Consider the following 22,954-nt stretch of genomic DNA (forward strand, 5'->3'; position numbering starts at 1 on the left):
CCGGATCAGCGGACCAAGGATGCGGCGCGCGGCTGGAGTACGACTTGAGGCGGGCAGGACCCTGCCGCCCGTCAGCCGGAGGCGGCCGTCCCCGCCCGCAGCCCGGAGCCCGGCCCGGGGTGCCCGTCCGGCGGCGGGGCGGACAGCCAGGACAGGAGGAATTCACGGAACGGGACCATGTGTGCGTACGGCGGCTGCTCCGGATCACGGGTGCCGCCGAGCAGCACCACACCCGCGACGGCCGCGGAGATGACGGTGGCCGCGCCCTCCGGGGAGACCTCGTCCGGGAGTTCGCCGGTCTCTCTCGCCCGTGCCAGCAGATCGCTGACCCACTCGTACCACCAGACGACGACTCCGCCTCCGCTCTTCCGGGAAGGATCGCCGCCCAGCCGGAGGCCCGCCCGGGTCACGGGGTCCTCGCTGACGGCTTCGAGCAGGCGCGTCACGGTGCACGCCAGGCACTGGAGCAAGGTGCCCGAGGACTCGTGGCACTCGTTGACCAGGTTCCGCAGGCCGAGTTCCGCGGTGTTCTCGACCGCGGCAGCCAGCGCGTCCTTGCTCGAGAAGTGGAAGTGGAGGGCACCGGTGCTCACACCGGCCCGCTTGCTGATGGCAGGAAGCGAGGCCAGGGCGTACCCGTCGTCGGCGAAGACCTCCGCGGCCGCGATGATGAGAGCACGCCGGGTGCGGGCCGCCCGCTCCTGCTGGACCATGGGTTCCTCCTCATTCCCGCCCCGAGCGGCGCGCCGAGTCCCCCACTCCGGTCTCCGCGGACAGCGGTGTCCTGACTCGAAAACAATAGCAAACCGCATGCCTGGTTGGTTTATGAAGGTCTGACACGTCCGTCACAGGTCACGGACGCGCGCGCAGCGGCGGAATGGCAAGGAAGAGCAGGTACACGCACATGCGGTCGCCGTGCGGTCCACTGTTTCCCGCTGATACCGCTGCCGACCGCACCGGATCACGGTGCGGTCGGCAGCAGCCGGAATCGAGGGATTCTCGAGTGCGGTCCGCCTGCTACGTGCCGGCGGACACGAACGGCCTGTCGGTCTCTTCGTCGAGCTCGGCCAGGACCCGGGCACCGCGGTCCGGCGCGGTGTCCAGTCTGATCAGCGCCGCAGGAGTGGCGATGGCGGGCAGTACGTGGTTGTACAGCACGGAGATGCGCTGGTGGAGATCCTTCCAGCCGGACTCCACCTCGGACATCGTCTGCGTCCCGATCCACGCGCCGACGAAACACTGCGCGGTCTCCTCGGGGTTCACGTGCGGCAGCGCCTCGCCGCGTTCCTTCGCCTCGGTGACAAGCTTGGCGATCAGGCCGGACCAGGCGGGCCACGCGCTGCCGAACCGGGCGCGGCCCTGCATGTCGGCCGAGAGGCGGATACCGGCGAGCAGGATGACATCGCGAGGAATCCGGTGGGCCAGCGTCATCCCGACGTCGACCCACTCCTGCAGTCTCAGATCACGCGGCGCCCACCGCGCGGGGTCGACCTGCGCGTCTATGACGCCGCGCGCCAGGGCTTCCTTGGAGTCGAAGTGGAAGTAGAGAGCGCCCTTGGTCACACCGGCACGCTCAAGGATCTCGGCCATGGTGGCCGCTGCGTAACCCCGTTCGGCGAACACCCCGGCGGCGCCCTCTATAACAGCGCGGCGGGTACGTATCGCACGCTCTTGCCGTGCCATGCCCCTCCTCCGATGGCGAACAAAACCGAACGGGAGGTACCTTACCCGTTTCCAGCCCTGTAAGCCGCTCCCCCTGGGGGTACTTCAGGGGGAGCGGTGCCATGTTCCGGGGGTTACCAGGCGGTCCGGCCTCCGTCCACCGGCACCGTCACGCCCGTCACGAAGCTCGCCAGGTCACTGCACAGCCAGGCGGCCGTCTCCGCCACCTCTTCCGGCTCCGCGGCCCGCTTCTGCGGTGCGGACCGGTGGGCCCGCGCCTCGGTCTCCGGTGAGTTCGCGAACCATTCGGCGGTCATCTCGGAGCGGGTCAGCCCCGGAGCGATCGCGTTGACGCGGATGCCCTGCGCCGCGTACTCGACGGCGGCCGCCTTGGTCAGCCCGATCACCGCGTGCTTGGACGCGATGTAGGGGGCCCCGGTGCCGGAGGCGACCAGCCCGCCGACACTACTGGTGTTGACGATCGCCCCGCCCTTGCCCTCCAGCATGGCCGCGATCTCGTGGCGCATGCAGTTCCACACCCCCGTCACGTTCGTACCGACGACATGTTCGTACACATCGTCTCCGATGAGGTGCATCGGGGTCCTCGGGAGGCCGACGCCCGCGTTGTTGAAGGCCACGTCCAGCCGTCCGTGCCGCTCCACGGTGTTCTCCACCACGCGCCGCACGGCCTCCCCGTCACGCACGTCCAGGACCTGGTGGGTCACCTCGGCGCCCGTGCCGCGAAGTTCGTCCGCGAGTTCGCGCAGCCGGTCCTCCCGACGGGCCGTCAGCACGACGACAGCGCCGTGCCGGGCGAACACCCGCCCCGCGGCGGCCCCGATACCACTGCTGGCGCCATGGACGATCGCGATCTTTCCCTCCAGGATCGGAGCGGTGCCCTTCATATGCACACCTCCGCGCCCCGCGGCCGTGCCGCGTCCTGCCAGACGGTGCCCTCCCCGGCCTCCCGGTCGAGCCTGCGCACCAGGGCCTCGTCGATCTCGTCCGGCGAGCCGACCATGTGCCGGGTGCCGGCCGCACGCATCAGGGCCGGCTGGAAGCCGTGCTCGAAGGAGCTGGGGTGGCCGATGAAGGGGACGTCCAGCTCGCGGGCCCGGACCGCGAACGAGGCCGCGTCATCGATGAAGAGCACCTGCTCGCGGCGGAGACCGAAGCAGTCCTCGGCGATCTCACGGATCCCGGGTCTGAAGTCGTTGGTGCAGATGTACCCGGGGGCGGTGAACCACGAGGCGCTCTCGCCCAGATGGCGTTCGAAGTGGTCCGCCCCCAGGCCGCCGTAGCAGACGAGGTCCAGGCCCAGTGCCCGTAACCGCTTCAGCAGCGGCACGGCGCCGTCGACGGGTCGCACCGGATGCTCGCGCACATAGCGCTCGCGGGCCGCGAAGTAGGCCCGGAGCACTTCCTGTTCGCTCGCGTCCGTGCCGGTGGCCCCGGCCATGGCCCGCGCCGCCGCGCTCTGCGACTGCGACAGCAGGCGCTGCTCCAGCTCGGCGGTGTAGGTACCGCCCCACTCGACCACGAGCTGGTGCAGGACCGGGCTGAACGTGTCGTTGAGCAGGACTCCGTCGATGTTGACCGCGGCGAGGCGGAGCGTACAGAGTGGTGCGTTCATCCAGCGAACTCCCTGTCTGTCTGACGGCCTGACGTTCACCCTGGGTACCCCGCGGGAAAACATCGCACACAACCGGTTTCTGTGTTGTCGCATTTCCATGCCCCGACGGAGCGACGCACACCCCTTAAGTCCGGTTCTCCCTACTTTTCGCCCCGATTTGGCACTGTGAACGGCCCGTAAAGCGGAATGACGGACTCAACTAAACAGGCCGCACTTTGCAAAGATTTTACTTTCGGTCTCACGTTAAGAAAACCGGTAGGTCCGTATCTTATAGGCGTCGTCGCTGACCGCACCGCACGTTCAAGACGGGGGTCCCCATGGCTCTGTCCATTGCGAGTAGCAATACCGAACTGCCCGATATGCCCAAGCTCACTACGACAGTTCCCAAGGAGTACGTACACCGCGCCTCCCTGGCCGAGGTGTTCCTCACCGGCTGCACCGACCAGGAAGGGCTGTGCTTCACGCTGACCGGGCAGTGGCCGCGCGCTCACACGCTTTTCAACAGCCTGGACGGACGCAGCCACGACCCGCTCCAAGTGGCCGAGACATTCCGCCAGGCCGGTATGTTCCTGGCGCACGCCGAAATGGGCATACCGCTCGGCCACCACTTCGTGATGTGGAACCTCAATTACACGACGTATCTGGAAAATCTGAACATAGGCCCCCGCCCGACCGACTTCGTGCTGGACGTGAGATGTGCGGACAGCGCCTACAGCGGGCGCACCGTCAGCCAGTTCCACATGGAGTTCACCATCCACCGGGACGGCGCCCTCGTCGCGCACGGAACGTCGCACTTCTCCGCCATCGCCCCGCGCGTCTACAACCGTCTGCGCGCGGGCCGTCCGCAGCGCGACGACTCCGCGGTGCCGTGGACCGGGCCGGACCGTGCCCCCATGGCGCCGGCCGCCGTGGGCCGTCACTCCGCGGCCGACGTGGCGCTCACCCCGACCGACGATTCATCGCGCTGGCTGCTGACCCCGGATCTGAACCACCCGATCTTCTTCGACCACTCCGGTGACCATCTGCCCGGCATGGTGTTGCTCGAAGCGGCGCGTCAGGCGGCGTGCACCCTGGTCGCGCCCCAGGTGATGTCCCCCGCGAGCGCGGCCACGGTCTTCCACCGCTACGCCGAGCTCGACCGCCCCTGCTGGGTCGAGGTGACCCGGATCTCGGCGGAGCACAACGAGCTGATGACTGTGGAAGTCGTGGGCCGGCAGGACGGCGAGGCCGTCTTCACCTCGACCCTGACGGGCCCCGTGCGGCCTCGGTGACCGGGCTGCCCGCCGGGCCGGGCCCCCGCCGCGTCGTAGGCCGGTTCAGGAACGGGCCGGAACCGTCTCCGCGGTGCCCTGCGAACGGTTGGTCTTCTCCCCGACCTCGCCCGGCGCGACCGTGCGCGGGTCGACCGCTTCGAGCGGCGAGCCGACCTTGTACGGGCACTCGGGGTCGTCGGGCCGGTTGGGGCGGTCGTGCGGCAGAAGGTAGAACGTACGGCGGGCGAACAGGCCGCTGCCCAGGCTCCGGGGTGCCTTCGGCGCGAGGTTGGAGTAGCCGATGAGACGGCCGTCGCGCTCGTACCGGGGCTTGCCCTTACGGGTGTTGACCTTGTCCAGGGCCTGTCGGACGTAGTCGAGGCCCATCGGGTCCTCCAGCCACACGATCTCGACCTCCTGGGCGACATCGCCTTCCTGGGGCAGTGCGCTCATCGGCCCTCCTGCGTGTGGGCGGCCGCGGGTCGGCCTGGTGGTGTGTCGTTCGCGGGGCTGGTGCCCCAAACGGCGGTGCGCCGTCCGGAACGTCCGCCTCCATCGTACGGGTGCCCGAGAATCGCGGGCAGGGCGCAGTCGGTCATCGTGCGCCCCCCTCGACCGCGCACTCCGGGAGCAGCGCGATGCCCGGATAGAGCTTCGTCGCATTATTCTTGATCATTTCCGCAGGTGACGCCAGACCGAGTTCCTGACGGATGCGGCTGGCGAAGGCACGCGGTGTGGAGGCGCGGATGCCTTCGTCCGAGCACCAGCGGCAGTACGTCTCGTACAGCAGCTTCTGTTCGACGCGGAGGTCGGGGTTGGGTCCTTCGCCCTCGCCCTTGGTACAGCGTTCGGTGACGAACCGTCCGACGTGGTCCTCGGTGGTCTCGTACGCGGCCGTGGCGACCCGCACGGAGGCGGGTCCCGCCAGCGAGTCCCGGGTGGCCAGATAGCGCTGGGCGCCCTCGATGAGCCACTGCAGGATGCCGGGACCCTCGTCGGCGACGAGCTCGGCGGCCAGGTTGTCGATCTTGCGCTCGTCGGGAACACGCCGCTCGAAGGGAATGATGCGCATCCGGCGCCAGAACGCGTGGCCGCCGGTGCCGACCTCGGGGCGGTGGTTGCCGAGCAGCCAGAGCTTGTGGGTCGGGGTGAAGGTGAAGAAGTTCTGCCGCATGCGCCGGGCGGTGATGGTGTCGCCTCCGGTGAGCAGCTTGACCCGGGCCTCGTTGAACTTGTCGTTGGGCTTGAGTTCGGAGCAGACGACGATGCGGCGCCCGTGCAGCTCGGTCAGCTCGGTGGAGTGCTCGGTGAACTTGCCCTTCTCCATGAGGAATCCGGGCGGTGCGGCGTTCGCGTAGTCGCCGAGGATCTGCGTCATGACCTCCAGGAGCACGGACTTGCCGTTGGCTCCGGAGCCGTACAGGAACGGCAGGACCTGCGCGCCGACGTCCCCGGTGACGGAGTAGCCGAGCAGCAGGTGCAGAAAGCGTGTGGTCTCCAGGCCCTTGTCGTCGCCGCCGAAGGTGTCCCGCAGAAAGCTGTCCCACCGCGGGACCGGCATCTTGAGCGGGGCGACGGTGGTGGCGCGCGAGTGCATGTCCGTGAGGGGATCGGGCTTGCGCAGTTCTCCGGTACGCAGGTCCACCACGCCGGCCGGGGTGCACAGGGCGTAGATGTCGCCGTCCAGGACGTCCGGGTCCAGGCGCAGGCTCGGCGCGGCCTGGGCCTGGAAGAGGAGGGCCTTGACCCCGGCGGTCGACTCGGAGTGGCGGCTGTGCCCGGCCAGTTGCCGGTCCGTGAAACGGCCGCTCGGGTCATGGGTGGCGTACTGCTCGGCCATCTCGCCGGCCGCCCAGACGGCGGCCTCCTCGCCACCGGTCAGCTTCCAGCGGTAGGTGTCCCAGGAGTGCCAGCCCATGCCGATGACGTACCGGAAGCGGTCCCTGTAGAGACGGGCGAACAGCTTCGCGTTGCCGCGGTCGGTGAGGGAGCCCGGCAACAGCCCGGTGGGCCGGGCTGGAGGTGTTTCGTTCTGCTGCGCGGGAAGGTTCGGCTGCTCCTGGAGAGCGATGTCGAGGCTGTGCTGATGAATCTGCCTGGCTGCGGCTTCTGCGTCGAAGCGCACGGGCTCGGCGCTCATGAGCGTCCTCGCGCGGGGTCCGGGCGCTGCGCGCCGACGGACCGCCCGGCGGGGACCGGCGGGAAGGTCGAGGCCTGGTCGAGCAACTTCGGGTCCTTTGTCGGGCTTTTCGTGTGCGGGCCGTAGTTCCGCGCGCCTCCATGAGGCCTGCGCCGGCAAAACCACGGGACTACGGGACTGAAGGGACTGAGCTTTTGAGTTAGCCGAGCAGAGCGTAGCCCACCTTCGGTGGCCGCAACCGAGGAAGACTCACGTGTCGGGAAAACTGAGTCCCGTCAGTCCCGTAGCACCCCTGGCCGGGCGGCCGGCTCCGGGGCTGGTTCAGTCCCGTGCGGGCTCGATCCCGTTCGGTCCCGTTCAGCCCCGCACACAAAACCGCAGGTCAAAGCATTGGCCTGCAAAACAACGGGTCTGACGGGGCTGAACCGTGTAGTTATCCCCAGCATAGAGAATCAGACGTCGTACGCGCGCGTACACGTGTTCCCATATTCTTGAGTAGCTGATAACTACGAGGTTCAGCCCCGTCAGACCCGTTGTGGTGGGCAGGAAATGCTTTGACCTGCGGTTTTATGGCCACGGGACTGAACCGCAGGCGTGGGTCCCGTTCAGCCCCGCCCCGTTCAGCCCCGTGGGACTCTGCACCCGCCCCGGGCTGGTCTTCGAGCCCGGCTGGACCGCTCCTTGAGCCCCGTGTGCCGGGGCTCAGACGTCCCGGCGCCCCGGCAGGTACTGGTCGAGCACGACCGCCAGGAACTTGGTGTGGTCCGGCAGCCCGGCCTCGCTCACCAGGCCGTCGATGACCCCGCGCTGCGCACGCGTCGGCTTGTACTGGAGCTGTACGGGTCCGAGCCCGCGCAGGTCCGTGTTGTCCGGGGCAACCGCGAACAGCTTCGACTGGAACTTGGGCGCGCGGCGGGCGTCCCCGACCACCTGGGCGAGCCCCTTCTCGACGGCGGCCTCCACCGCGAGGAACACGATCTGGGTGTGCGTCAGGTCGCTGCTCTTGCGCAGCTTGCGGAAGCGGGTGGCCACATTGGTCGACACGTAGAACCCCACCGGCTTCGCCGTGTCCGCGTCCGCGACCGCCGGTGCGGGCTCCTCGGCGAGCTCACGGCTGGGCTGCGGTACGACGACGGGGCGTGCGGCGGCCGGGACGGGCTGCGGCGACGTGGCGGCGGGTGCGGGGCTCTGCGGCGTGGCCCAGCCGGCGAGCGCGCCGGACGGCGCTGCTCCCCCGCTGAACAGGTTGCCGACGCCTTCGTCCGACATGCTCTGCTCGTCGTCCTGGGCTTCGGTCCTCTTGTTCTTCGGCGGTGTCATGCCGCGGCGTCCTTCCTGAGCTCCAGGGCCCTTGCGAACATCTCTTCGGTGAATCCTTCGTAGTCCGAGTCGAGCCCCGTCACGGCCCCGGGGACGGACCGGTCGCCGTTCGCCCGCTGTTCCGCCAGCTCGTGGACAAGCAGACCGCGCTTCCGCACCAGCCTGGCCACCGACTCCGTGTGCCCGATGAGGTGCTTGAACATGTGGGCCTCCGCACCCAGCACCTTCTGCACCTGGAGCCGCACATCGGCGTGGATACCGCTGTAGTTGCGCCCGGTGTCGAACAGCAGTACGCCGAGCAGCGCGATGTGCGGATTGATGTGGCTGACGAACTTGACGTAGGAGAACTCGAGCCCGATCTGTGCGAGACCGTCCTCCGCGCCCCCGTCGCTCTTGACCGGGATGACCAGCCAACGCGCGGCCGCCAGGGCGAGACGCTGGAGCGACGGGTTCTCCGGCGGGGTGTCGAGCACGATGATCTGGTACCGGTGCGCGATCGGCAGCAGGCACGTCAGCAGCCGCAGATACGCCTGCGGGCCTTCCTTGGCGAGAAGCGTGTGGAAGAAGATTCCGAACTCGTCGCCGAGCGCGGGACCGCCCAGGACGACATCCAGGTTCTCCCGCACGTTCTCGACCGGAGTCAGCGGTGCGCCGGTGCGCAGCGACTCGATCAGCCCCGCTCCCCCGTCGTTCCACTCGGCCCGCTTGTACCCGAGCTCGCGCGCGATGTTGCCCTGCGCGTTGCAGTCGATGATGAGGGTGCGCAGTCCGCTGCGAGCGGCCTTGCCCGCGGCGTTAGCGGAGATGGACGACTTGCCGACGCCCCCCTTGCCGTTGCCGAACATGAAGATGTGCGACAGCGACTCCCAGGGGATGCCGTGGGGCTGCGCATGAGCGTCAGGCGCTTCGAAGGGGCTGGCCATGGGTCCTCTCACTCTGGTTCAGGCCCGAAAACAGGGCGCGAAGCGCCCCTTTTGAGCTGGTACGGGTGGTCAAACTTCGCTCAGAACGATTCTGCGCTCCGAGGCGGTCGGAGACGGTGTCCGGTAGGGCCCGAACCTGCCCTCCACGGCACCGAGTCGCCCTCGTGTTCCCCCGTCGTCGCAGCTCATACGGATACTTCGGGTTGGGAGTCCGGCAAGTGACACCACGTGGCCCGAAGTTGTGAAGGCCGCTTGTGTACGTGCCGTTCGCATCGCATTCCAAGACGTTGACTGCCCGGCGAGGGAGCCAGTTGGCACCTCAGCAAGGAAAGTCACCTCCAGGAAAGCAGTGAGAGAGGGCGGAGCCCAAGTTAGCACGAAGATCATGACATTCATGGACCCACACACCCAGGTATCGGCATCGTGGCCCACGGCCGGGCAGATGTAAGGGCCCACCCGGGGAGTGGTCGGCCACTCCCCCGCCATGCGCACCTGCGTACGTGGCTACGGGGTTACTGAGAGACCAAGTTGCCGGCTGGCTTGTCGGCGCATTGCCCGACCCAGTTGTTCCCCGGCCGTGCGTCAGACCCTGTTGCGTGCAGGCCTGGGGGTGGGACGGCCTGCTGCTTGTCTCCCTTGCACGCGGGTGTGGGTATCTGCCTCAAAGCCTGTTCGCAGTGATGACTGCACGGAAGCTTGCTGCGGGATGTGCGTACAGGTCGGGCATCAGGCCATGAGGGCGGCAGGCGGGGCGGCGTGTGTGCTGGTCTGCGGGGCCGCAAGCTGGCTGACCGGACGACAGGCTTGGCAGCCGACTGAGGGACTTGCCCGCATCTGGGTAGCCCGGGTGATGTCCTGACTCACTGGCCGGCCCGCTTGGAGTTCTGTGGTTCGGCTGGTGTGGTGACTGGCGGGCAGGCGGATATGCATGCGTCGTTGCAAGCCTGCTGAGGACCTTGCCTGCAACCGTGCCTGTACCTGTGTTTGGGCACAGGTCAACGAACTGGCTGGGCGACGGGCATGCATGGGTGCACGCAACTGTGGTGCCATGCCTACCCGGATGCCGACTGCCCGTCCTGTTAAGAGACCGGTTTTGGTATTGACGTCCGTGCTCGCATGCACGAACGCCTGAGACTCTGCTGATGGAGCGGTTGGTGCCCCCGCGTGTGTATGGGTGCGAGTGCCAGCCAGCATGCAGGCTTCTGTCACGGCGTAGACATACGCGTTGAACCAAGTGGATCTGGAAGCCTTCTGAACGGTGTGTTGCCACACCCTTATCCAACCAGCTGGCAAAACCGTCATCGATGCGGGAGAGCAGGCCATGGTTCACGCACTGCCTCCTAGTTGTACGCAAGCTTGCACCGATGTTTGCGGTATTGTTTGTTTTCCCAGGTCAGTGACCATTTTGACCGCCCTGACCTATGCACTCTAGCGTCGATTCCGCACCATCACCAGTACCTCCAGAACCTGCATGAACGAGGGGCAAAGAGATGCACATCTGACTGAGGCGCCCCCGTTGGCAAACATGGACTGGTGGCTGCCTTCACGTATCAGCCTCGGTCACTCGCTGCTGATTCCCCACCCGGTGTCTGGCCTCTGGTATGGCGGCCCACCAGGACGGTCATCCGTTGGGAGAAGCAGGCGTCGTCACCAGTCCATGACCTGTCGGGGGAGTGGCAGGAGTATGCGGCCACGGGGTTGGGGCATGGTCATGGATCTCGTTGAGTGACGTACTTCCCAGGCCCATGACACAGTGGAAGTATCCCGTCTCGGGCACCCCTTCCGGCCTCCGGAATCAGCGACACCGCCTCCGCGTCCTCAGCCATCAGGTCGCATCTGTGGCAAGACGTAAGGCGCCACCATCACGCACCCCGGACGTCCTCACTCCGGACAGCGCACTCGCAAGCTCTCCCCTATGAGGCCTCATCCAACCCGCCCATGGCGCACCATCTCCCCTACAGCGCGCCCACCCTCGCGCACCGCACGCGCCGCAGCCCGAGCCCTACGAGACGGCGCCTCAGCTCCACGTACCGCCAGACCCCGAGCAGCGATCCACCCCATCGGAGGGCGGCCCCCGAGCGATCCATCGATGACGCTCACGCGCTCCCAGGCCCCCTGAATCAATGCCGTCCGCGCTCTCGCCAATGCAGGATCAACGGCCGAGAATCCTCCCATTCGAGACCTCTCACGGTCGCCACAACGTGTCACCCCGGCGCCGACAGAAGAGCGGCTCACCGGTGGATTCACCGCGCGGACACGACGTACGCCGGAGGCTCCACGCCGCACAACCGGCAACGGATACGAGCCGCACGAGAAGTGTCCGTCCGTCAAGCGGTCGGCGTTCGGCGGAGGGGCCCGGGAGCGAGCCGTGCCCCCTCCGTCCGCAACGACGTGCCGGCCGTCCGCATTCGATGACGCTCGACCTCAATCCGCTCGTCGGTACCGATACGGGCCGGCCGGCAGCACCACGTCCCTCAGGAGCATCGGTCCCAGGCCCCTCGCCGAGCATCGAGCGACAGCAGCGGCCGCGCGGACCCGGAGCAGGCCGCGCCACGTACCTCACCCGAGCCTCGCCCCCTCTCGGGCCCCGGAACCGCACCACCCGACGGGCTCGGTCGAGGCGCCCACGACCAGCGGCTGTCCCCCTCGGACGGTCGCTGGTTCGCGGCCCTGGCGAAGAGCGCATCGCGGTGCCGAGGGGTGCTTCGACATGGCGGCGCGTGTCCGATTCGTACGGGGGAGAGGCACAGGGCCTGATGTGCGCCACCCCGCTCCGGGCGGGGGAGTGGTGGTCCGGTCCGGAGCGGGGACGCTCGACAGTGGTCCACGGTCCGGCCTCGGCAGAGGATCGTCCGAGGCTCCGACAGCCGGTTTTCGCGTCATGGCGCCGTTCGGGAGAACGGCTCTCACAGAAGTTGATCTTGAACTGCGGGGCGGCCGCCTCGACGCGGGTTCGAGCGTTTCACGAGGGACCCTCATGCGAGGGGCCGCATGGTGGAGGATCCGAAGCGATGGAAGGAGTCCCCGTGCTGATGGCGGTGACCGGAACCATCAAGGCCGGAGAGGCCGGACGTGACAACGCTGCGTGACACCCTCGCCCGGCCCGACCCCTCGTTCTCCTTCGAGTTCTTCCCACCGAAGACCGAAGCCGGTATGTACGGCCTGTGGCAGGCGATCCGCCGGATCGAGCGCATCGCACCCGACTTCGTCTCCGTCACCTACGGAGCGGGCGGCTCCTCGCGCGACCGGACCATCGAGGTGACCAAACGGATCGTCGCCGAAACGACGCTGCGCCCGGTCGCCCACCTCACCGCGGTCGGCCACTCCGTGGCCCAGCTGCGCCACATCATCGGCCAGTACGCCGACGCGGGCGTACGCGACGTCCTCGTCCTGCGCGGGGACCCGCCGGGCGATCCGAACGCACCGTGGATCCCGCACCCGGACGGCTTCCGGCACGCCCACGAACTGGTCTCGCTCGTCCGGGAACTGGGCGACTTCAGCATCGGGGTGGCGGCCTTCCCCGAACGGCACCCCCGCTCGCCCGACTGGGAGAGCGACATCAGGCACTTCGTCGCCAAGTGCCGGGCCGGCGCCGACTACGCCCTGACCCAGATGTTCTTCCACGTAGAGGACTATCTGCGACTGCGCGACCGCGTCGCCGCCGCCGGCTGCGACATCCCGATCATCCCCGAGATCATGCCCGCCACCGACGCCCGCCAGATCAGCCGCTTCGCGGAACTGAGCGGCGCGGCCTTCCCCGAGGACCTGGCGCACCGCCTGAACGCCGCCCGTGACAACCCGGCGCACGGATACCGCATCGGCGTCGAGTACGCCACCGCCATGGCCGAGCGGCTGCTCGCCGAAGGCGCACCGGGACTGCACTACATCACGCTCAACCGGTCGACGGCGGCGCCCGAGATCCACCGCGCCGTGACCGGTTCGAGGAGCGGACGGCGCGTGGAGATGCTCCACCGCTGACGCTCCACCGACCTGCTGAGAGCGGAGGACCACGTGCACGACACCAAGGAACAGGACGCTCTGTTCGTCCACGAGGCGGCGCGATTCACCCCCGGGGCCTGTCCTGAGGGTCCTCGCGGCCCCACGAAGACCCTCAGGACAGGCTCCCGCACCGTCCCGCCACTGCTGCTCGCGGGCATCGACGAGGACGACATGGCCGAGCCGCACGTCGTACGCGGCATCGACTGACGCCCCCGGTGCGCCGCGTGCCGATCACGACAGGAACTCGACCGGGTCTCAAGTCGCTTGCCCGATACTCCCGATGACCCCTCGACTACCTCCCGAGGTCAGGCGTACGGGCATCCCGGCTTGACGACGTCCCCTGACACGAGCGAGAGCACCGTTGGATCGGAGTACGCAATGAAGGACGTCGTGAAGGACGTGATCCGTGAGATCAGCGTCCGCGGCGCACTGCAACAGCCCGCATGGACCGATCTGCTCCAGCTGAACCGGGTCAGGGAGACACTCGCGGCGCGCCCCGCCCTCGTACGGCCCGACGACGTGGGCACCTTGCGGACGCTGCTCTCCACCGTGGCCTCGGGCAGGGCCCTGGTGGTGCAGTCCGGCGACTGCGCCGAGGACCCCCAGCAGTGCGGGCCCGAACACGTCGCCCGGAAGGTGGCTGTGCTCGACCTGCTCGCCGGAGTCCTCGGACTGATCGCCGGCAGACCCGTACTGCGCGCGGGCCGCATCGCGGGGCAGTTCGCCAAGCCCCGGTCCCAGCCCACCGAGGTCGTCGGCGGCGTCGAACTCCCCGTGTTCCGCGGCCACATGGTCAACGGACCCGAGGCGGACTCCGAGAGCCGCCGGCTCGACCCGCTGCGCATCCTCACCGGCTACATGGCCGCGGGCGACGCCGTCGAACACCTGGGCTGGCGCGAGCGCGGCGCCGGGCACCACGCCGTGGGCCCCCAGGTGTGGACGAGCCACGAGGCGCTGCTGCTCGACTACGAGATGCCCCTGCTGCGCACCGACGACGAGGGGCGGCTCTTCCTCGGCTCCACGCACTGGCCCTGGATCGGGGAGCGCACCCGCCAGCTCGACGGCGCGCACGTCGCCATGCTGTCCCAGGTCGCCAACCCGGTGGCCTGCAAGGTGGGCCCCACCATGGAACCCGGGGAACTGGTGGCCCTGTGCGAGCGGCTCGACGCCTGGCGCGAACCGGGCCGGCTCACCCTGATCGCCCGGATGGGCGCCGACAAGGTCGCCGGCCGGCTGCCGCGCCTGGTCGAGGCGGTGCGCGAGGCCGGACACCCCGCCATCTGGCTCACCGACCCGGTGCACGGCAATACCGTCACCGCGCCCGGCGGCCACAAGACCCGGATCGTGGAGACCGTCGCGCAGGAGGTCTCGCGCTTCGTGGTGGCCGTACGCGACGCGGGCGGCGTCCCCGGTGGCCTGCACCTGGAGACGACGCCCGACGACGTCACCGAATGCGCCGACACCGAGGCCGATCTGACCTCCGTCGGCGAGCGCTACACCTCGTTCTGCGACCCCCGTCTCACCCCGTCGCAGGCCGTGGCCGTGACCTCGGCGTGGGCCGTCCGGTCATGACCGCACCGGTGCCGGATCCGTGCTTCCCGGTCGTTGCCGCGCCACCGGGTCAGCCGCCGGAACAGTCGCCCGATCAGTCGCCGCGCGGGCGCCTGGGGGAGCGGGACAGAAGCTCGTACAGCTCGTCCAGATCGTATTCGGCGCGCTGCGGGCTGCCGAAGCGGGTGATCTTCCCCCGGCTCACCCACTTGCGGATGGTCGCCGGGCTGACGCCCGCGGCCAGCGCGGCCAGTTCGGTCGGTACGGTGCGCCGGCGCCCTTCGGCCGTCACGCCGCACCGCCCGTCCGGTCGGTGTCCTGCCGGGTCCGGCCGGACAGCAGCAGCCACTCCCTGGGCGGCACCGTGTGCCCGGCGTCGCAGGCGACCTGGGAGTAGACCGAGTCACGGGTACCCGACAGCGTGGCGTGCAGCCGGGCCGTACAGCCGCTGTGGCAGCACAGGCCGAGGGAGACCTCGTAGGACCGGGGGCCGAGCAGTGAGCGTGCCGATTCGAGGAGTGCGGTCAGTTCGGCGTCCAGGTCCTGGGCCGCCGGGTGTTCGGCCAGCCACCGGACATGGCCGGCCAGGAAGCGGAGGAGCGTCGGGACCTCCGTACCGGGCACGGGCGGAAGCCCGCGCTCGGAGACCACGAGCCCGGCCCAGGAGCACAGGAGATCGGTGACCTGCGAACGCAGCGTCAGCATCCGGTCGTCGAGGCGCAGGCCCACCGGCTGGGTGCCGCTGACACGCTCCACCGGCCCTCCGCTCAGGACGGCCAGCTCCTCCTCGCTGTCCCGGTAGACCTCTTTGACGTCCCGCAACTTTGCGCTCAGTCTTTCCGCCGGAGAATCCAGCGACGATTCCGCTTCGGGTGCGTAGTGATGACTCTTGGATCGTTGTGATGCTTCCGAGTAATCCTGCTGATGCTGCACGATTTTGGCCTCGCATCCCCTGTAGACCGAGCGTCCTGTTCTTACGGTCGGCGTCCTCGTGACGGCCGGAACGTGCCCATGCCTTCCGGCTCGTCACCTTGCTGAGATGTCCCCATGTGGGCGTGGGAGTAATCACGCCATAACCAAATCGGGCGAAGAGGGCATTTACTTCGCCGGTACGGTGTCGGCCATATGCCCATCAATTGTCGCGCCCGCCGACTCGGACGTGTCAAGAAGGCCTCGTGTGCGTCGCATCACTTCCCTCGGGACTCACTACAGATCAACCAACTGGCCCACCGGAAAACTGTTGTTGACATCTGTCACGGGCAACTGTCACACTTCTCGCGGGCCACTGGTCTGCGCAAATCCGGATCGGTGTCCGATCCAGGGCAGCCGGCGCAAGGCTCCGCTCCCTTATTGCCACCCGCGCCTTCCGCGCGGTGGCTTCCTTCCCTTCCGGCACACCCATTGCGTGCCCGTCTGCATTCGCTCAAGCGGTATTCATGCCAGACTCCAGCGGTTTTCATGCCGACCACGACACCCAGCCTTGAGGGCTTCATGGATCAGCAGGACAGAAATCACGGATACGCGCGTCATTGCGCTCAGGCAGTGAACGCGCTTCATTCAATTCCCTATTTCACAAGCGATTTGGCCACCGAAGTCGGGCCGTTCGGCATCGATGATCATTCGAGCGTCTACCTTGCCGGCCGCGCGTCCGCACTGGGCATCGTGGACCCCGCTGTGGTGACTGCTGTATTCAACTCCTTCGCCCCCCGTCTCGTCGCCGAAAGAATTCCCGCGCTCTGGGATCTCATATCGCCCGGACAGGCCCTGCGGGCCCGCGAGAACGCCGTCGCCGCCGCCCTCGAACGCCTGCTGGGGACCGAGACCGTGCGCTCCGCGGAGCTGTCGGAGGCGGCGAAGCTCGCGACCGCCGCGGCCGAGGCGGGTGCGCTGCCCGGACGCCCGCTGTACGCGGCGAACTCCGCGCTCGACCTGCCGGAACGCCCCCACACGGCCCTGTGGCACGCGGCGACGATGCTGCGCGAGCACCGGGGCGACGGACACGTCGCCGTCCTCGGCCACTTCGAACTGACCGGCGTCGACTCGCTCGTGATCGACTGCGCCAGCAGCCACGGCATGGCCAAGGAGATCGTCATGCCCATGCGCGGCTGGACGGAGGCCGAGTGGTCGGCCGGACGGGAGCGCCTCGCCGACCGCGGACTGGTCGACGCGGAGGGCAGGATCACCCCGCGCGGCACGGCGCTCAGGGACGAAGTGGAGGCGGAGACGACCCGGCTCGACCGCCGCCCCTACGACGCCCTGGGAGCCGCGGGCGTCGAACGGCTGGCCCGCTACGTGCACCGGCTCGTCGGGACCGCCGCCGACGCCGGGGTCTTCCCGCCCCCGCTGCGCGGCTTCTTCGCGCCCGCGGCCGATGTCTGGAACGCGCTCTGACCCCGCAGCCCGCCCCCGGAGAGGACCAGCCATGACGCTGTCGACGCCGACACCGGCGCAACCACCCGCCGCCCTGTTCTCGCCCGCCTACTACCAGGACCCGCACACCACCCTCGCCTGGCTGCGGGAGAACTCCCCGGTCCACGAGTTCCGCTTCCCGGCCGGCGACGTAAGAACCTGGCTCGTGACCCGCTACGACGACGTCAAGGCCGTACTCGCCGACCAGCGCTACAGCGCGGAGGCCTCCACCTGGGCCAACGACGAGTTCCGCGCCGCCGGCCTGGTCGCCGCCGAGGGCACCATCCTGGGGCGTGGCATCTCCGTGGTCGACCCGCCGCACCACACCAAGCTGCGGCGGCGGGCGATGGGGGCCTTCACCACCCGGCGGGTGGAACAGTGGCGCACGACCGTCCAGGAACAGGTCGACCGGGTCCTCGCCGACTGCGCGCGCCGCGACACCTTCGACGTCATGGACGACTACGCGGGCGAGGTGTCCGCCGGCGTCCTGGGCGAGATCCTCGGCATGCGCATCGAACGCCACCGCGAACTGGTCAGCGCGCTCAACGAGGCGTTCCCGTCCGACCCCGCGCTCATGCACAAGGTGCCCGAGGCGTTCGGCCGGATCTGCGAGTACGCGGCCGAACTGGTCGCCGACAAGCGCAGCAAGCCCGCCGACGACCTGACCTCCGCCCTGATCCGGGGCGTGGACGACGACGAGGAGCTGACCGAGGACGAGCTGATCGGCCTCGTCGCCGCCATCATCATGGGCGGCAGCGACACCGTGCGCGGCTTCATCGGCAACGCCGTCCTCTCGCTGCTCGACCACCCCGGCCAGGCCGAGCTGCTGCGGGCCCGGCCCGAGCTGGCCGAACCGGCCGTCGAGGAACTCCTGCGCTACGACGGGGCGCTGAGCACCGCCCTGTTCCGGGTCACCACACAGGAGGTGGAACTCGCCGGCACCGTCCTGCCCGCAGGTGCCCCGGTGATCGTCGGACTCCTGGCGGCCAACCGCGACCCGCGCCGCTTCGAACGGCCCGAGCTGCTGGACCTCGGGCGCCAGGGCCACCGGCACGTCGGCTTCGGGCACGGGCTGCACAACTGCCTGGGCGCGGCACTGGCCCGTCTGGAGGGCGCCATCGCCATCCCCGCCCTCATCGACCGCTTCCCGGAACTGGTCCTCGACGCGCCCCGGGACTCCGTGCGGTACATCGACAACTGGGCGATCCGCCGCCTGGTCGCGCTGCCCGTCGCCGCGTCGCCGAAGGCCGCCGCGCGGGCATCCCGGGAGGCCTGACGTGCGTGCCCCCAACGGCCCCGGGCGGCCGTCATGAGCGCCTCCGCCCGGATCGACCGCACGCTGTGCCTCGGGACGGGGCTGTGCGAGTCGATGGCACAGGACCTGTTCCTCCTGGACGACGAAGGACTCGCCGTGCCACTGCCCGGCGACGGAGGCGACGAACGGACGGAGCTGCTGCGGTCCATCGCAGACTGCTGCCCGACCGGCGCGATCACCGTCACCGAGAAGGGCCCCGGCGCGGCCGCACGCGAGAACGCACACGAGAGCAAGGGGTGAGACGGCATGCAGGGGCAGTCCGCACAGCGGGACACCGACGTCGTCGTGGCAGGAGCGGGACCCGCGGGGCTCATGCTGGCCGCCGAACTACGGCTGGCCGGTGCCGAGGTCGTGGTCCTGGAACAGGAGAGCGGGCCGACCGCCGAGTCGCGCGGCATGGGATTCACCGCCCGCACCCTGGAGGTGTTCGACCAGCGCGGGCTGCTGCCGAGGTTCGGTGAGCTGAAACGTTCCCCCGGCGGCCACTTCGGCAGCGTCCCGGTCGACTTCGCGACCGGCGACGGACGCCACGCCAGTGTCACCGGCATCTCCCAGGCCCGTACCGTCGCCGCGCTGGGGGAGTGGGCGGCGGAGCTCGGCGCCGACATCCGGCGCGGCCACCGGCTGACCCGCTTCACCGACAACGGCGACCGGGTCGAGGTATGGGCCGACGGCCCCGACGGCGAGGCCGGGCTGACCGCGTCCTACCTCGTCGGGTGCGACGGCGGCCGCAGCACCGTCCGCCGGGCCGGCGGCTTCGACTTCCCCGGCACCGACGCCACCGCCGAACTGCTGCTCGCCGATGTGAAGGACCTCCGGCTCCCGCCGAAATGGTCCGGCGAGCGCCGCCCCGGAGGCATGCTGCTCGCCGCACCCCTGGGCGGCGGAATGGTCCGGATCGTCGTCTCCGAGCACGGCAGGGCGCCGCGGGAACGCACCGGGCCCCCGGCCTTCAGCGAAGTGGCCGACGCCTGGAAACGGGTCAGCGGCGACGACATCACCGGCGCCACACCCGTCTGGGTCAGCTCCTTCGGGGACGCGGCCAGACAGGCGTCCGCGTACCGCAAGGGCCGGGTCCTGCTCGCCGGGGACGCCGCGCACGTCCACCTGCCCGCCAGCGGCCAGGGCATGAACGTCAGCATCCAGGACGCCGTCAACCTCGGCTGGAAACTGGGCGCCGTCGTCACCGGCCGCGTACCCGGAACACTCCTGGACAGCTACCACACGGAACGCCACCCGGTCGGCGCCGAACTGCTGCGCAACACCCGGGCCCAGGCCTCACTGTTCCTCGGCGGACCCGAGATGCAGCCCCTGCGCGACGTCCTCACCCAGGTCTTCGGCGGCGAGGAGGCCGCACTGCTGCTGGCGGGGCTCGTCAGCGGCCTGGAGATCCGCTACGACGTCGGACCCGGCGACCACCCGCTGCTCGGGCGGCGGCTGCCGGACATCCCGCTGGTCCTGGACGACGGGGAGAAGACCCGCAGCACCCGGCTGCTCCACCCCGCCCGCGGCGTCCTGCTGTCCCTGGGCACCGACCCCGCACCCGCGCGCACCGCCGGCCGCTGGGCGCCCCGGGTGGACGTCGTACGCTCCGCCCGCCCCGACGGCACCGGACCGGCCGGCGAGACGGTCGACGCCGACGCCGTACTGGTGCGCCCCGACGGCTACGTGGCCTGGGTGGCCGGATCCGGCGACCTCTCCACCGCCCTGCACCACTGCTTCGGCGAGCCCACCGGCTGAGCCCGGCCACCCCACGAGACAGGAGACGACCATGACCAGGACCCGGACCCAGCAGGCGGCCGCACCCGTCATCGACCGCGGGGACGCGCACGCCGTCTTCATGACCTACTGGCACGTGGCCGGTCAGGAGCAGGGCCGCGCCGTTCTCGACGAGATCGCGGACGCCTGGGAAGAGGCGTCCCGGCCCGCGGACATCCTCTCCTTCTCCTGCTACCTGAGCACCGGCAGCGACGACTTCACCGCGATGACGTACGCCCAGTGCGCGCACCCCGACGGCTACCGCCCCTTCATCCGCGCCCTGCCCACGCCGGCCGCACGGGTCGAGCCGGTCGAGTACCGCCTGCACCGGAGCGTGCCGCTCGCCCCCGGGACCGGGCCGGCCGCCTCGGTGGTCATCGCCAGCTTCGACGTCGACGGCCGCGAACGCCAGGAGCACATCGTCTCCTCCGTCACGGAGAACATCGAGAAGTCACCCCGTACCGACCAGCGCGGACTGATCGCCTCCCACTTCCACCTCAGCGTCGACGGCACCCGCGTCATCAACTTCGCCGAGTGGACGAGCGACGAGGAGCACATCGCGTTCCTGGAGGGCGCCACCCGGCACCGGTCGCTGCGCCTGGCCACCCGGACCCCGGGCGTCCGCCCCATCGGCTTCACCCGCTACCACCTGTATCGCGCCATCGGCTCCTGATGAATGGCTGACAGGGTACAAATCGGATCATTGGACTCCGGCTTTTGCCATCATGGTTGACGGCCCGGCAGTGATGACGGTCCGACAGTGACGGCACGAAGGAGAAGCCCATGGCCGATGCCCCCAGTCCCTTTCCGGACGTCGCCCGCACGGATACCGGAGTCGCGCTCGTGACCCCGCTGTACGTCGGGGGCCCCGGACACCAGCGCGCGGAGGCGGAACGGGTCCTGGCCCCGTACAGAAACGGTTCGCTGCCCGAGGGCTTCCTCTCCGTGAGCGTCTTCACCAGCACCGAGGGCGAGAACGTGCTCACGTACGCCCAGTGGACCTCCGACGACGCCTACCGCGCGTTCGTACGGGACGGCGGCCTAGGCGAACCGGACGAGAACACCACCGAGCCGGTCCGCTACAAGCTCTACCGGGGCCGGGTCCTGGAACCCGGCAGCGTCCCCACCATGCTGGTGCCCCCCGTCTTCGACGTGGACGGCCGGGACCGGCAGCGGCGCTCGATCGACAACCTCATCGACGGGCCGCTCGGCACCCCGTTCCCCGGCCTGGTCGCCTCCCACTTCCACATCAGCCTCGACGGCACCCGCGTCCTCAACTGGGCCGAGTGGGTCGACGAGGACGCCCATGTGGGCTTCATGAAGAGCAGCCGCCCCAAGGAGTGCCTGGAGGCCATCACGATGCCCGGCGTCCGCGGCATAGGCGGCAAGAGGTACGTCCTCGCGGGTGCCGTGACCCGCTGACTTCACGGCTTCCCGGAACGGCCCAGGTCCTCGGACCTGGGCCGTTCGTCTTTTCCGGATCGTCCCGCGCAGGACCGAACAAGGAGGGTGCATGGACACTCAAGTGATCGTCGTCGGAGCCGGACCGGCCGGAATGATGCTCGCCGGTGAACTGCGGCTGGCCGGGGTCGACGTCGTCGTCCTCGAAAAGCTCGCCCGGCGGACCGGGGAATCACGGGGACTGGGCTTCACCGCCCGCACGATGGAGGTCTTCGACCAGCGCGGTCTGCTCTCCCGGTTCGGTGACATCGAGGTCAGCGACCAGGGACACTTCGGCGGCCTGCCGATCGACTTCTCCATCCTGGACGGCGCCCACCAGGCCGCCAAGACCATCCCCCAGTCACACACCGAAACCGTGCTGGAGGAGTGGGTCACCTCCCTAGGCGGCGACATACGGCGCAGCCACGAACTGCTCTCCGTCAAGGACGCCGGAGACCACGTCGAGGCGGAGGTACGCGGCCCCGAAGGCGTCCACCGGCTGACCGCGCCCTACCTCGTGGGATGCGACGGCGGGCGCAGCCTGGTCCGCAAGGAAGCCGGATTCGAATTCCCCGGCACCGCCTCGACGATGGAGATGTTCCTCGCCGACGTGAAGGGGCTCGACCTGTCGCCCCGCATGATCGGCGAGACACTGCCCGGCGGCATGGTCATGGTGGGACCGCTCCCGGGCGGCGTCACCCGGCTGATCGTGTGCGAGCGCGGAACACCGCCCCAGCGGCGCGAGACCCCGCCGTCGTACGACGAGGTGGCCGCCGCCTGGAAGCGGCTGACCGGGGACGACATCTCCCACGGCGAACCGGTCTGGGTCAGCTCCTTCGGGGACGCCACCCGCCAGGCCACCCACTACCGGCAGGGCCGCGTCCTGCTGGCCGGCGACTCCGCGCACATCCACCTGCCGGCCGGCGGCCAGGGCATGAACACCAGCATCCAGGACGCCGTCAACCTCGGCTGGAAGCTCGCGGCCGTCGTCCGGGGCCGGATGGACGACGCGTTCCTGGACACCTACCACGACGAACGCCACCCCGTGGGCAAGCGCCTCCTGATGAACACCCGGGCCCAGGGCCTGCTGTTCCTCAGCGGCGCCGAGGTCCAGCCCCTGCGGGACGTCTTCAAGGAACTCATCGCCTACGAACCGGTCGGCCGCCACCTGGCCGCCATGGTCAGCGGACTGGAGATCCGCTACGGCATCGCCGCCGGCACCCACCCCCTGCTCGGCCGCCGGATGCCGGACCTGCGGCTGACCGGCATCACCAGCCCCGGCAGCAGCACCGAGGCCCTGCACGGCGCCCGCGGCGTCCTCCTCGACCTCACGGACAACACCGAACTGCGCCGCCGCGCGGCCGGCTGGACGGACCGCGTGGACGTGGTGACCGCCGAACCGAAGGCCCTGCCGGACGACGGATCACTGGACGGCACCACCGCCGTTCTCATCCGCCCCGACGGCTACGTGGCCTGGGCCGCACCGGGAAGCCACAGCGACCTCCCGATGGCCCTGGAGCGCTGGTTCGGACCGGCGCGCTGACCCCCGTA

Annotated in this window: 21 protein-coding genes; 11 read left to right on the top strand and 10 right to left on the bottom strand. The window is 69.5% G+C overall.

Translation table 11 applies throughout. The features are described 5' to 3' along the window. Positions 1 to 71 precede the first annotated feature (71 nt). The 4 genes from P8A18_RS33945 to P8A18_RS33960 all read right to left on the bottom strand — a co-directional run bounded on the left by P8A18_RS33945 (position 72) and on the right by P8A18_RS33960 (position 3,295). Positions 72 to 713, bottom strand: coding sequence for a ScbR family autoregulator-binding transcription factor (locus P8A18_RS33945; protein ID WP_306061628.1), 642 nt, complete (start codon positions 711 to 713; stop codon positions 72 to 74). A 304-nt stretch (positions 714 to 1,017) separates the two neighbouring features. Then, complete coding sequence (locus P8A18_RS33950; protein WP_306061630.1) at positions 1,018 to 1,683, bottom strand: ScbR family autoregulator-binding transcription factor; 666 nt, start codon at positions 1,681 to 1,683, stop codon at positions 1,018 to 1,020. 113 nt (positions 1,684 to 1,796) lie between these two features. Next, a complete protein-coding gene (locus tag P8A18_RS33955; RefSeq protein ID WP_306061632.1) occupies positions 1,797 to 2,567 on the bottom strand; it encodes an SDR family NAD(P)-dependent oxidoreductase in 771 nt (256 codons plus the stop codon). After that, positions 2,564 to 3,295 carry an HAD family phosphatase gene (locus tag P8A18_RS33960; protein WP_306061634.1) on the bottom strand — a complete coding sequence of 244 codons (732 nt, stop codon included), beginning with the start codon at positions 3,293 to 3,295 and terminating at the stop codon, positions 2,564 to 2,566. Before P8A18_RS33960 ends, P8A18_RS33955 begins: the two co-directional genes overlap by 4 nt. Positions 3,296 to 3,654: 359 nt before the next feature. On the opposite strand from P8A18_RS33960, the gene P8A18_RS33965 reads away from it, so the two are divergent. Then, complete coding sequence (locus P8A18_RS33965) at positions 3,655 to 4,566, top strand: ScbA/BarX family gamma-butyrolactone biosynthesis protein (protein ID WP_306061636.1); 912 nt, start codon at positions 3,655 to 3,657, stop codon at positions 4,564 to 4,566. Between the two features lie 45 nt (positions 4,567 to 4,611). Here the strand turns inward: P8A18_RS33965 and P8A18_RS33970 are convergent, their stop codons facing one another. From P8A18_RS33970 to P8A18_RS33985, 4 genes are all read right to left on the bottom strand, one after another. After that, on the bottom strand, positions 4,612 to 5,001 hold the full coding sequence (locus P8A18_RS33970; protein WP_018554470.1) for a DUF6009 family protein: 390 nt from the start codon (positions 4,999 to 5,001) through the stop codon (positions 4,612 to 4,614). Between the two features lie 142 nt (positions 5,002 to 5,143). Continuing rightward, on the bottom strand, positions 5,144 to 6,688 hold the full coding sequence (locus P8A18_RS33975; protein ID WP_306061638.1) for a DNA primase family protein: 1,545 nt from the start codon (positions 6,686 to 6,688) through the stop codon (positions 5,144 to 5,146). Positions 6,689 to 7,390: 702 nt separating this feature from the next. After that, entirely contained in the window at positions 7,391 to 8,008 is a 618-nt protein-coding gene (locus P8A18_RS33980; RefSeq protein WP_306061640.1) for a hypothetical protein, read from the bottom strand. Then, the gene (locus tag P8A18_RS33985; RefSeq protein WP_018554467.1) at positions 8,005 to 8,931 is read right to left on the bottom strand and encodes a ParA family protein; all 927 of its coding nucleotides are present in this window, start codon (positions 8,929 to 8,931) and stop codon (positions 8,005 to 8,007) included. Before P8A18_RS33985 ends, P8A18_RS33980 begins: the two co-directional genes overlap by 4 nt. Before the next feature lie 3,072 nt (positions 8,932 to 12,003). Here P8A18_RS33985 and metF point away from each other — a divergent pair. The 3 genes from metF to P8A18_RS34000 all read left to right on the top strand — a co-directional run bounded on the left by metF (position 12,004) and on the right by P8A18_RS34000 (position 14,502). Further along, positions 12,004 to 12,909 (top strand): methylenetetrahydrofolate reductase [NAD(P)H], encoded by a 906-nt coding sequence (gene metF, locus P8A18_RS33990; protein WP_018554466.1) that lies wholly within the window; start codon positions 12,004 to 12,006, stop codon positions 12,907 to 12,909. Positions 12,910 to 12,942: 33 nt separating this feature from the next. Further along, complete coding sequence (locus tag P8A18_RS33995) at positions 12,943 to 13,137, top strand: hypothetical protein (RefSeq protein ID WP_306061643.1); 195 nt, start codon at positions 12,943 to 12,945, stop codon at positions 13,135 to 13,137. Positions 13,138 to 13,308: 171 nt separating this feature from the next. Next, on the top strand, positions 13,309 to 14,502 hold the full coding sequence (locus tag P8A18_RS34000) for a 3-deoxy-7-phosphoheptulonate synthase (protein WP_306061645.1): 1,194 nt from the start codon (positions 13,309 to 13,311) through the stop codon (positions 14,500 to 14,502). A gap of 73 nt (positions 14,503 to 14,575) precedes the next feature. Here P8A18_RS34000 and P8A18_RS34005 read toward each other — a convergent pair whose 3' ends face one another. Next, positions 14,576 to 14,773: a MerR family transcriptional regulator gene (locus P8A18_RS34005; protein ID WP_018554463.1), complete on the bottom strand. Its 198-nt coding sequence runs from the start codon at positions 14,771 to 14,773 to the stop codon at positions 14,576 to 14,578. After that, a complete protein-coding gene (locus P8A18_RS34010; RefSeq protein WP_306061647.1) occupies positions 14,770 to 15,303 on the bottom strand; it encodes an OvmZ protein in 534 nt (177 codons plus the stop codon). The genes P8A18_RS34005 and P8A18_RS34010 overlap by 4 nt, the downstream gene beginning before the upstream one ends. A gap of 669 nt (positions 15,304 to 15,972) precedes the next feature. Here P8A18_RS34010 and P8A18_RS34015 point away from each other — a divergent pair. The 7 genes from P8A18_RS34015 (at position 15,973) to P8A18_RS34045 (ending at position 22,946) form a co-directional block, all read left to right on the top strand. Then, a complete protein-coding gene (locus tag P8A18_RS34015; protein WP_371933816.1) occupies positions 15,973 to 16,872 on the top strand; it encodes an SCO6745 family protein in 900 nt (299 codons plus the stop codon). 31 nt (positions 16,873 to 16,903) lie between these two features. Then, positions 16,904 to 18,166 carry a cytochrome P450 gene (locus P8A18_RS34020; RefSeq protein WP_306061651.1) on the top strand — a complete coding sequence of 421 codons (1,263 nt, stop codon included), beginning with the start codon at positions 16,904 to 16,906 and terminating at the stop codon, positions 18,164 to 18,166. Positions 18,167 to 18,199: 33 nt separating this feature from the next. Further along, on the top strand, positions 18,200 to 18,445 hold the full coding sequence (locus tag P8A18_RS34025; protein WP_306061653.1) for a ferredoxin: 246 nt from the start codon (positions 18,200 to 18,202) through the stop codon (positions 18,443 to 18,445). 6 nt (positions 18,446 to 18,451) lie between these two features. Further along, complete coding sequence (locus tag P8A18_RS34030; protein ID WP_306061655.1) at positions 18,452 to 19,945, top strand: FAD-dependent monooxygenase; 1,494 nt, start codon at positions 18,452 to 18,454, stop codon at positions 19,943 to 19,945. Between the two features lie 31 nt (positions 19,946 to 19,976). Then, on the top strand, positions 19,977 to 20,636 hold the full coding sequence (locus P8A18_RS34035; RefSeq protein WP_306061657.1) for an antibiotic biosynthesis monooxygenase: 660 nt from the start codon (positions 19,977 to 19,979) through the stop codon (positions 20,634 to 20,636). Positions 20,637 to 20,746: 110 nt separating this feature from the next. Next, positions 20,747 to 21,385 carry an antibiotic biosynthesis monooxygenase family protein gene (locus P8A18_RS34040; RefSeq protein ID WP_306061659.1) on the top strand — a complete coding sequence of 213 codons (639 nt, stop codon included), beginning with the start codon at positions 20,747 to 20,749 and terminating at the stop codon, positions 21,383 to 21,385. 91 nt (positions 21,386 to 21,476) lie between these two features. After that, positions 21,477 to 22,946 (top strand): FAD-dependent monooxygenase, encoded by a 1,470-nt coding sequence (locus tag P8A18_RS34045; RefSeq protein WP_306061661.1) that lies wholly within the window; start codon positions 21,477 to 21,479, stop codon positions 22,944 to 22,946. The last annotated feature ends 8 nt before the right edge of the window (positions 22,947 to 22,954 follow it).

This window comes from Streptomyces sp. Mut1 (assembly GCF_030719295.1).
In the GTDB taxonomy this organism is placed as follows: Bacteria; Actinomycetota; Actinomycetes; order Streptomycetales; family Streptomycetaceae; genus Streptomyces; species Streptomyces castrisilvae.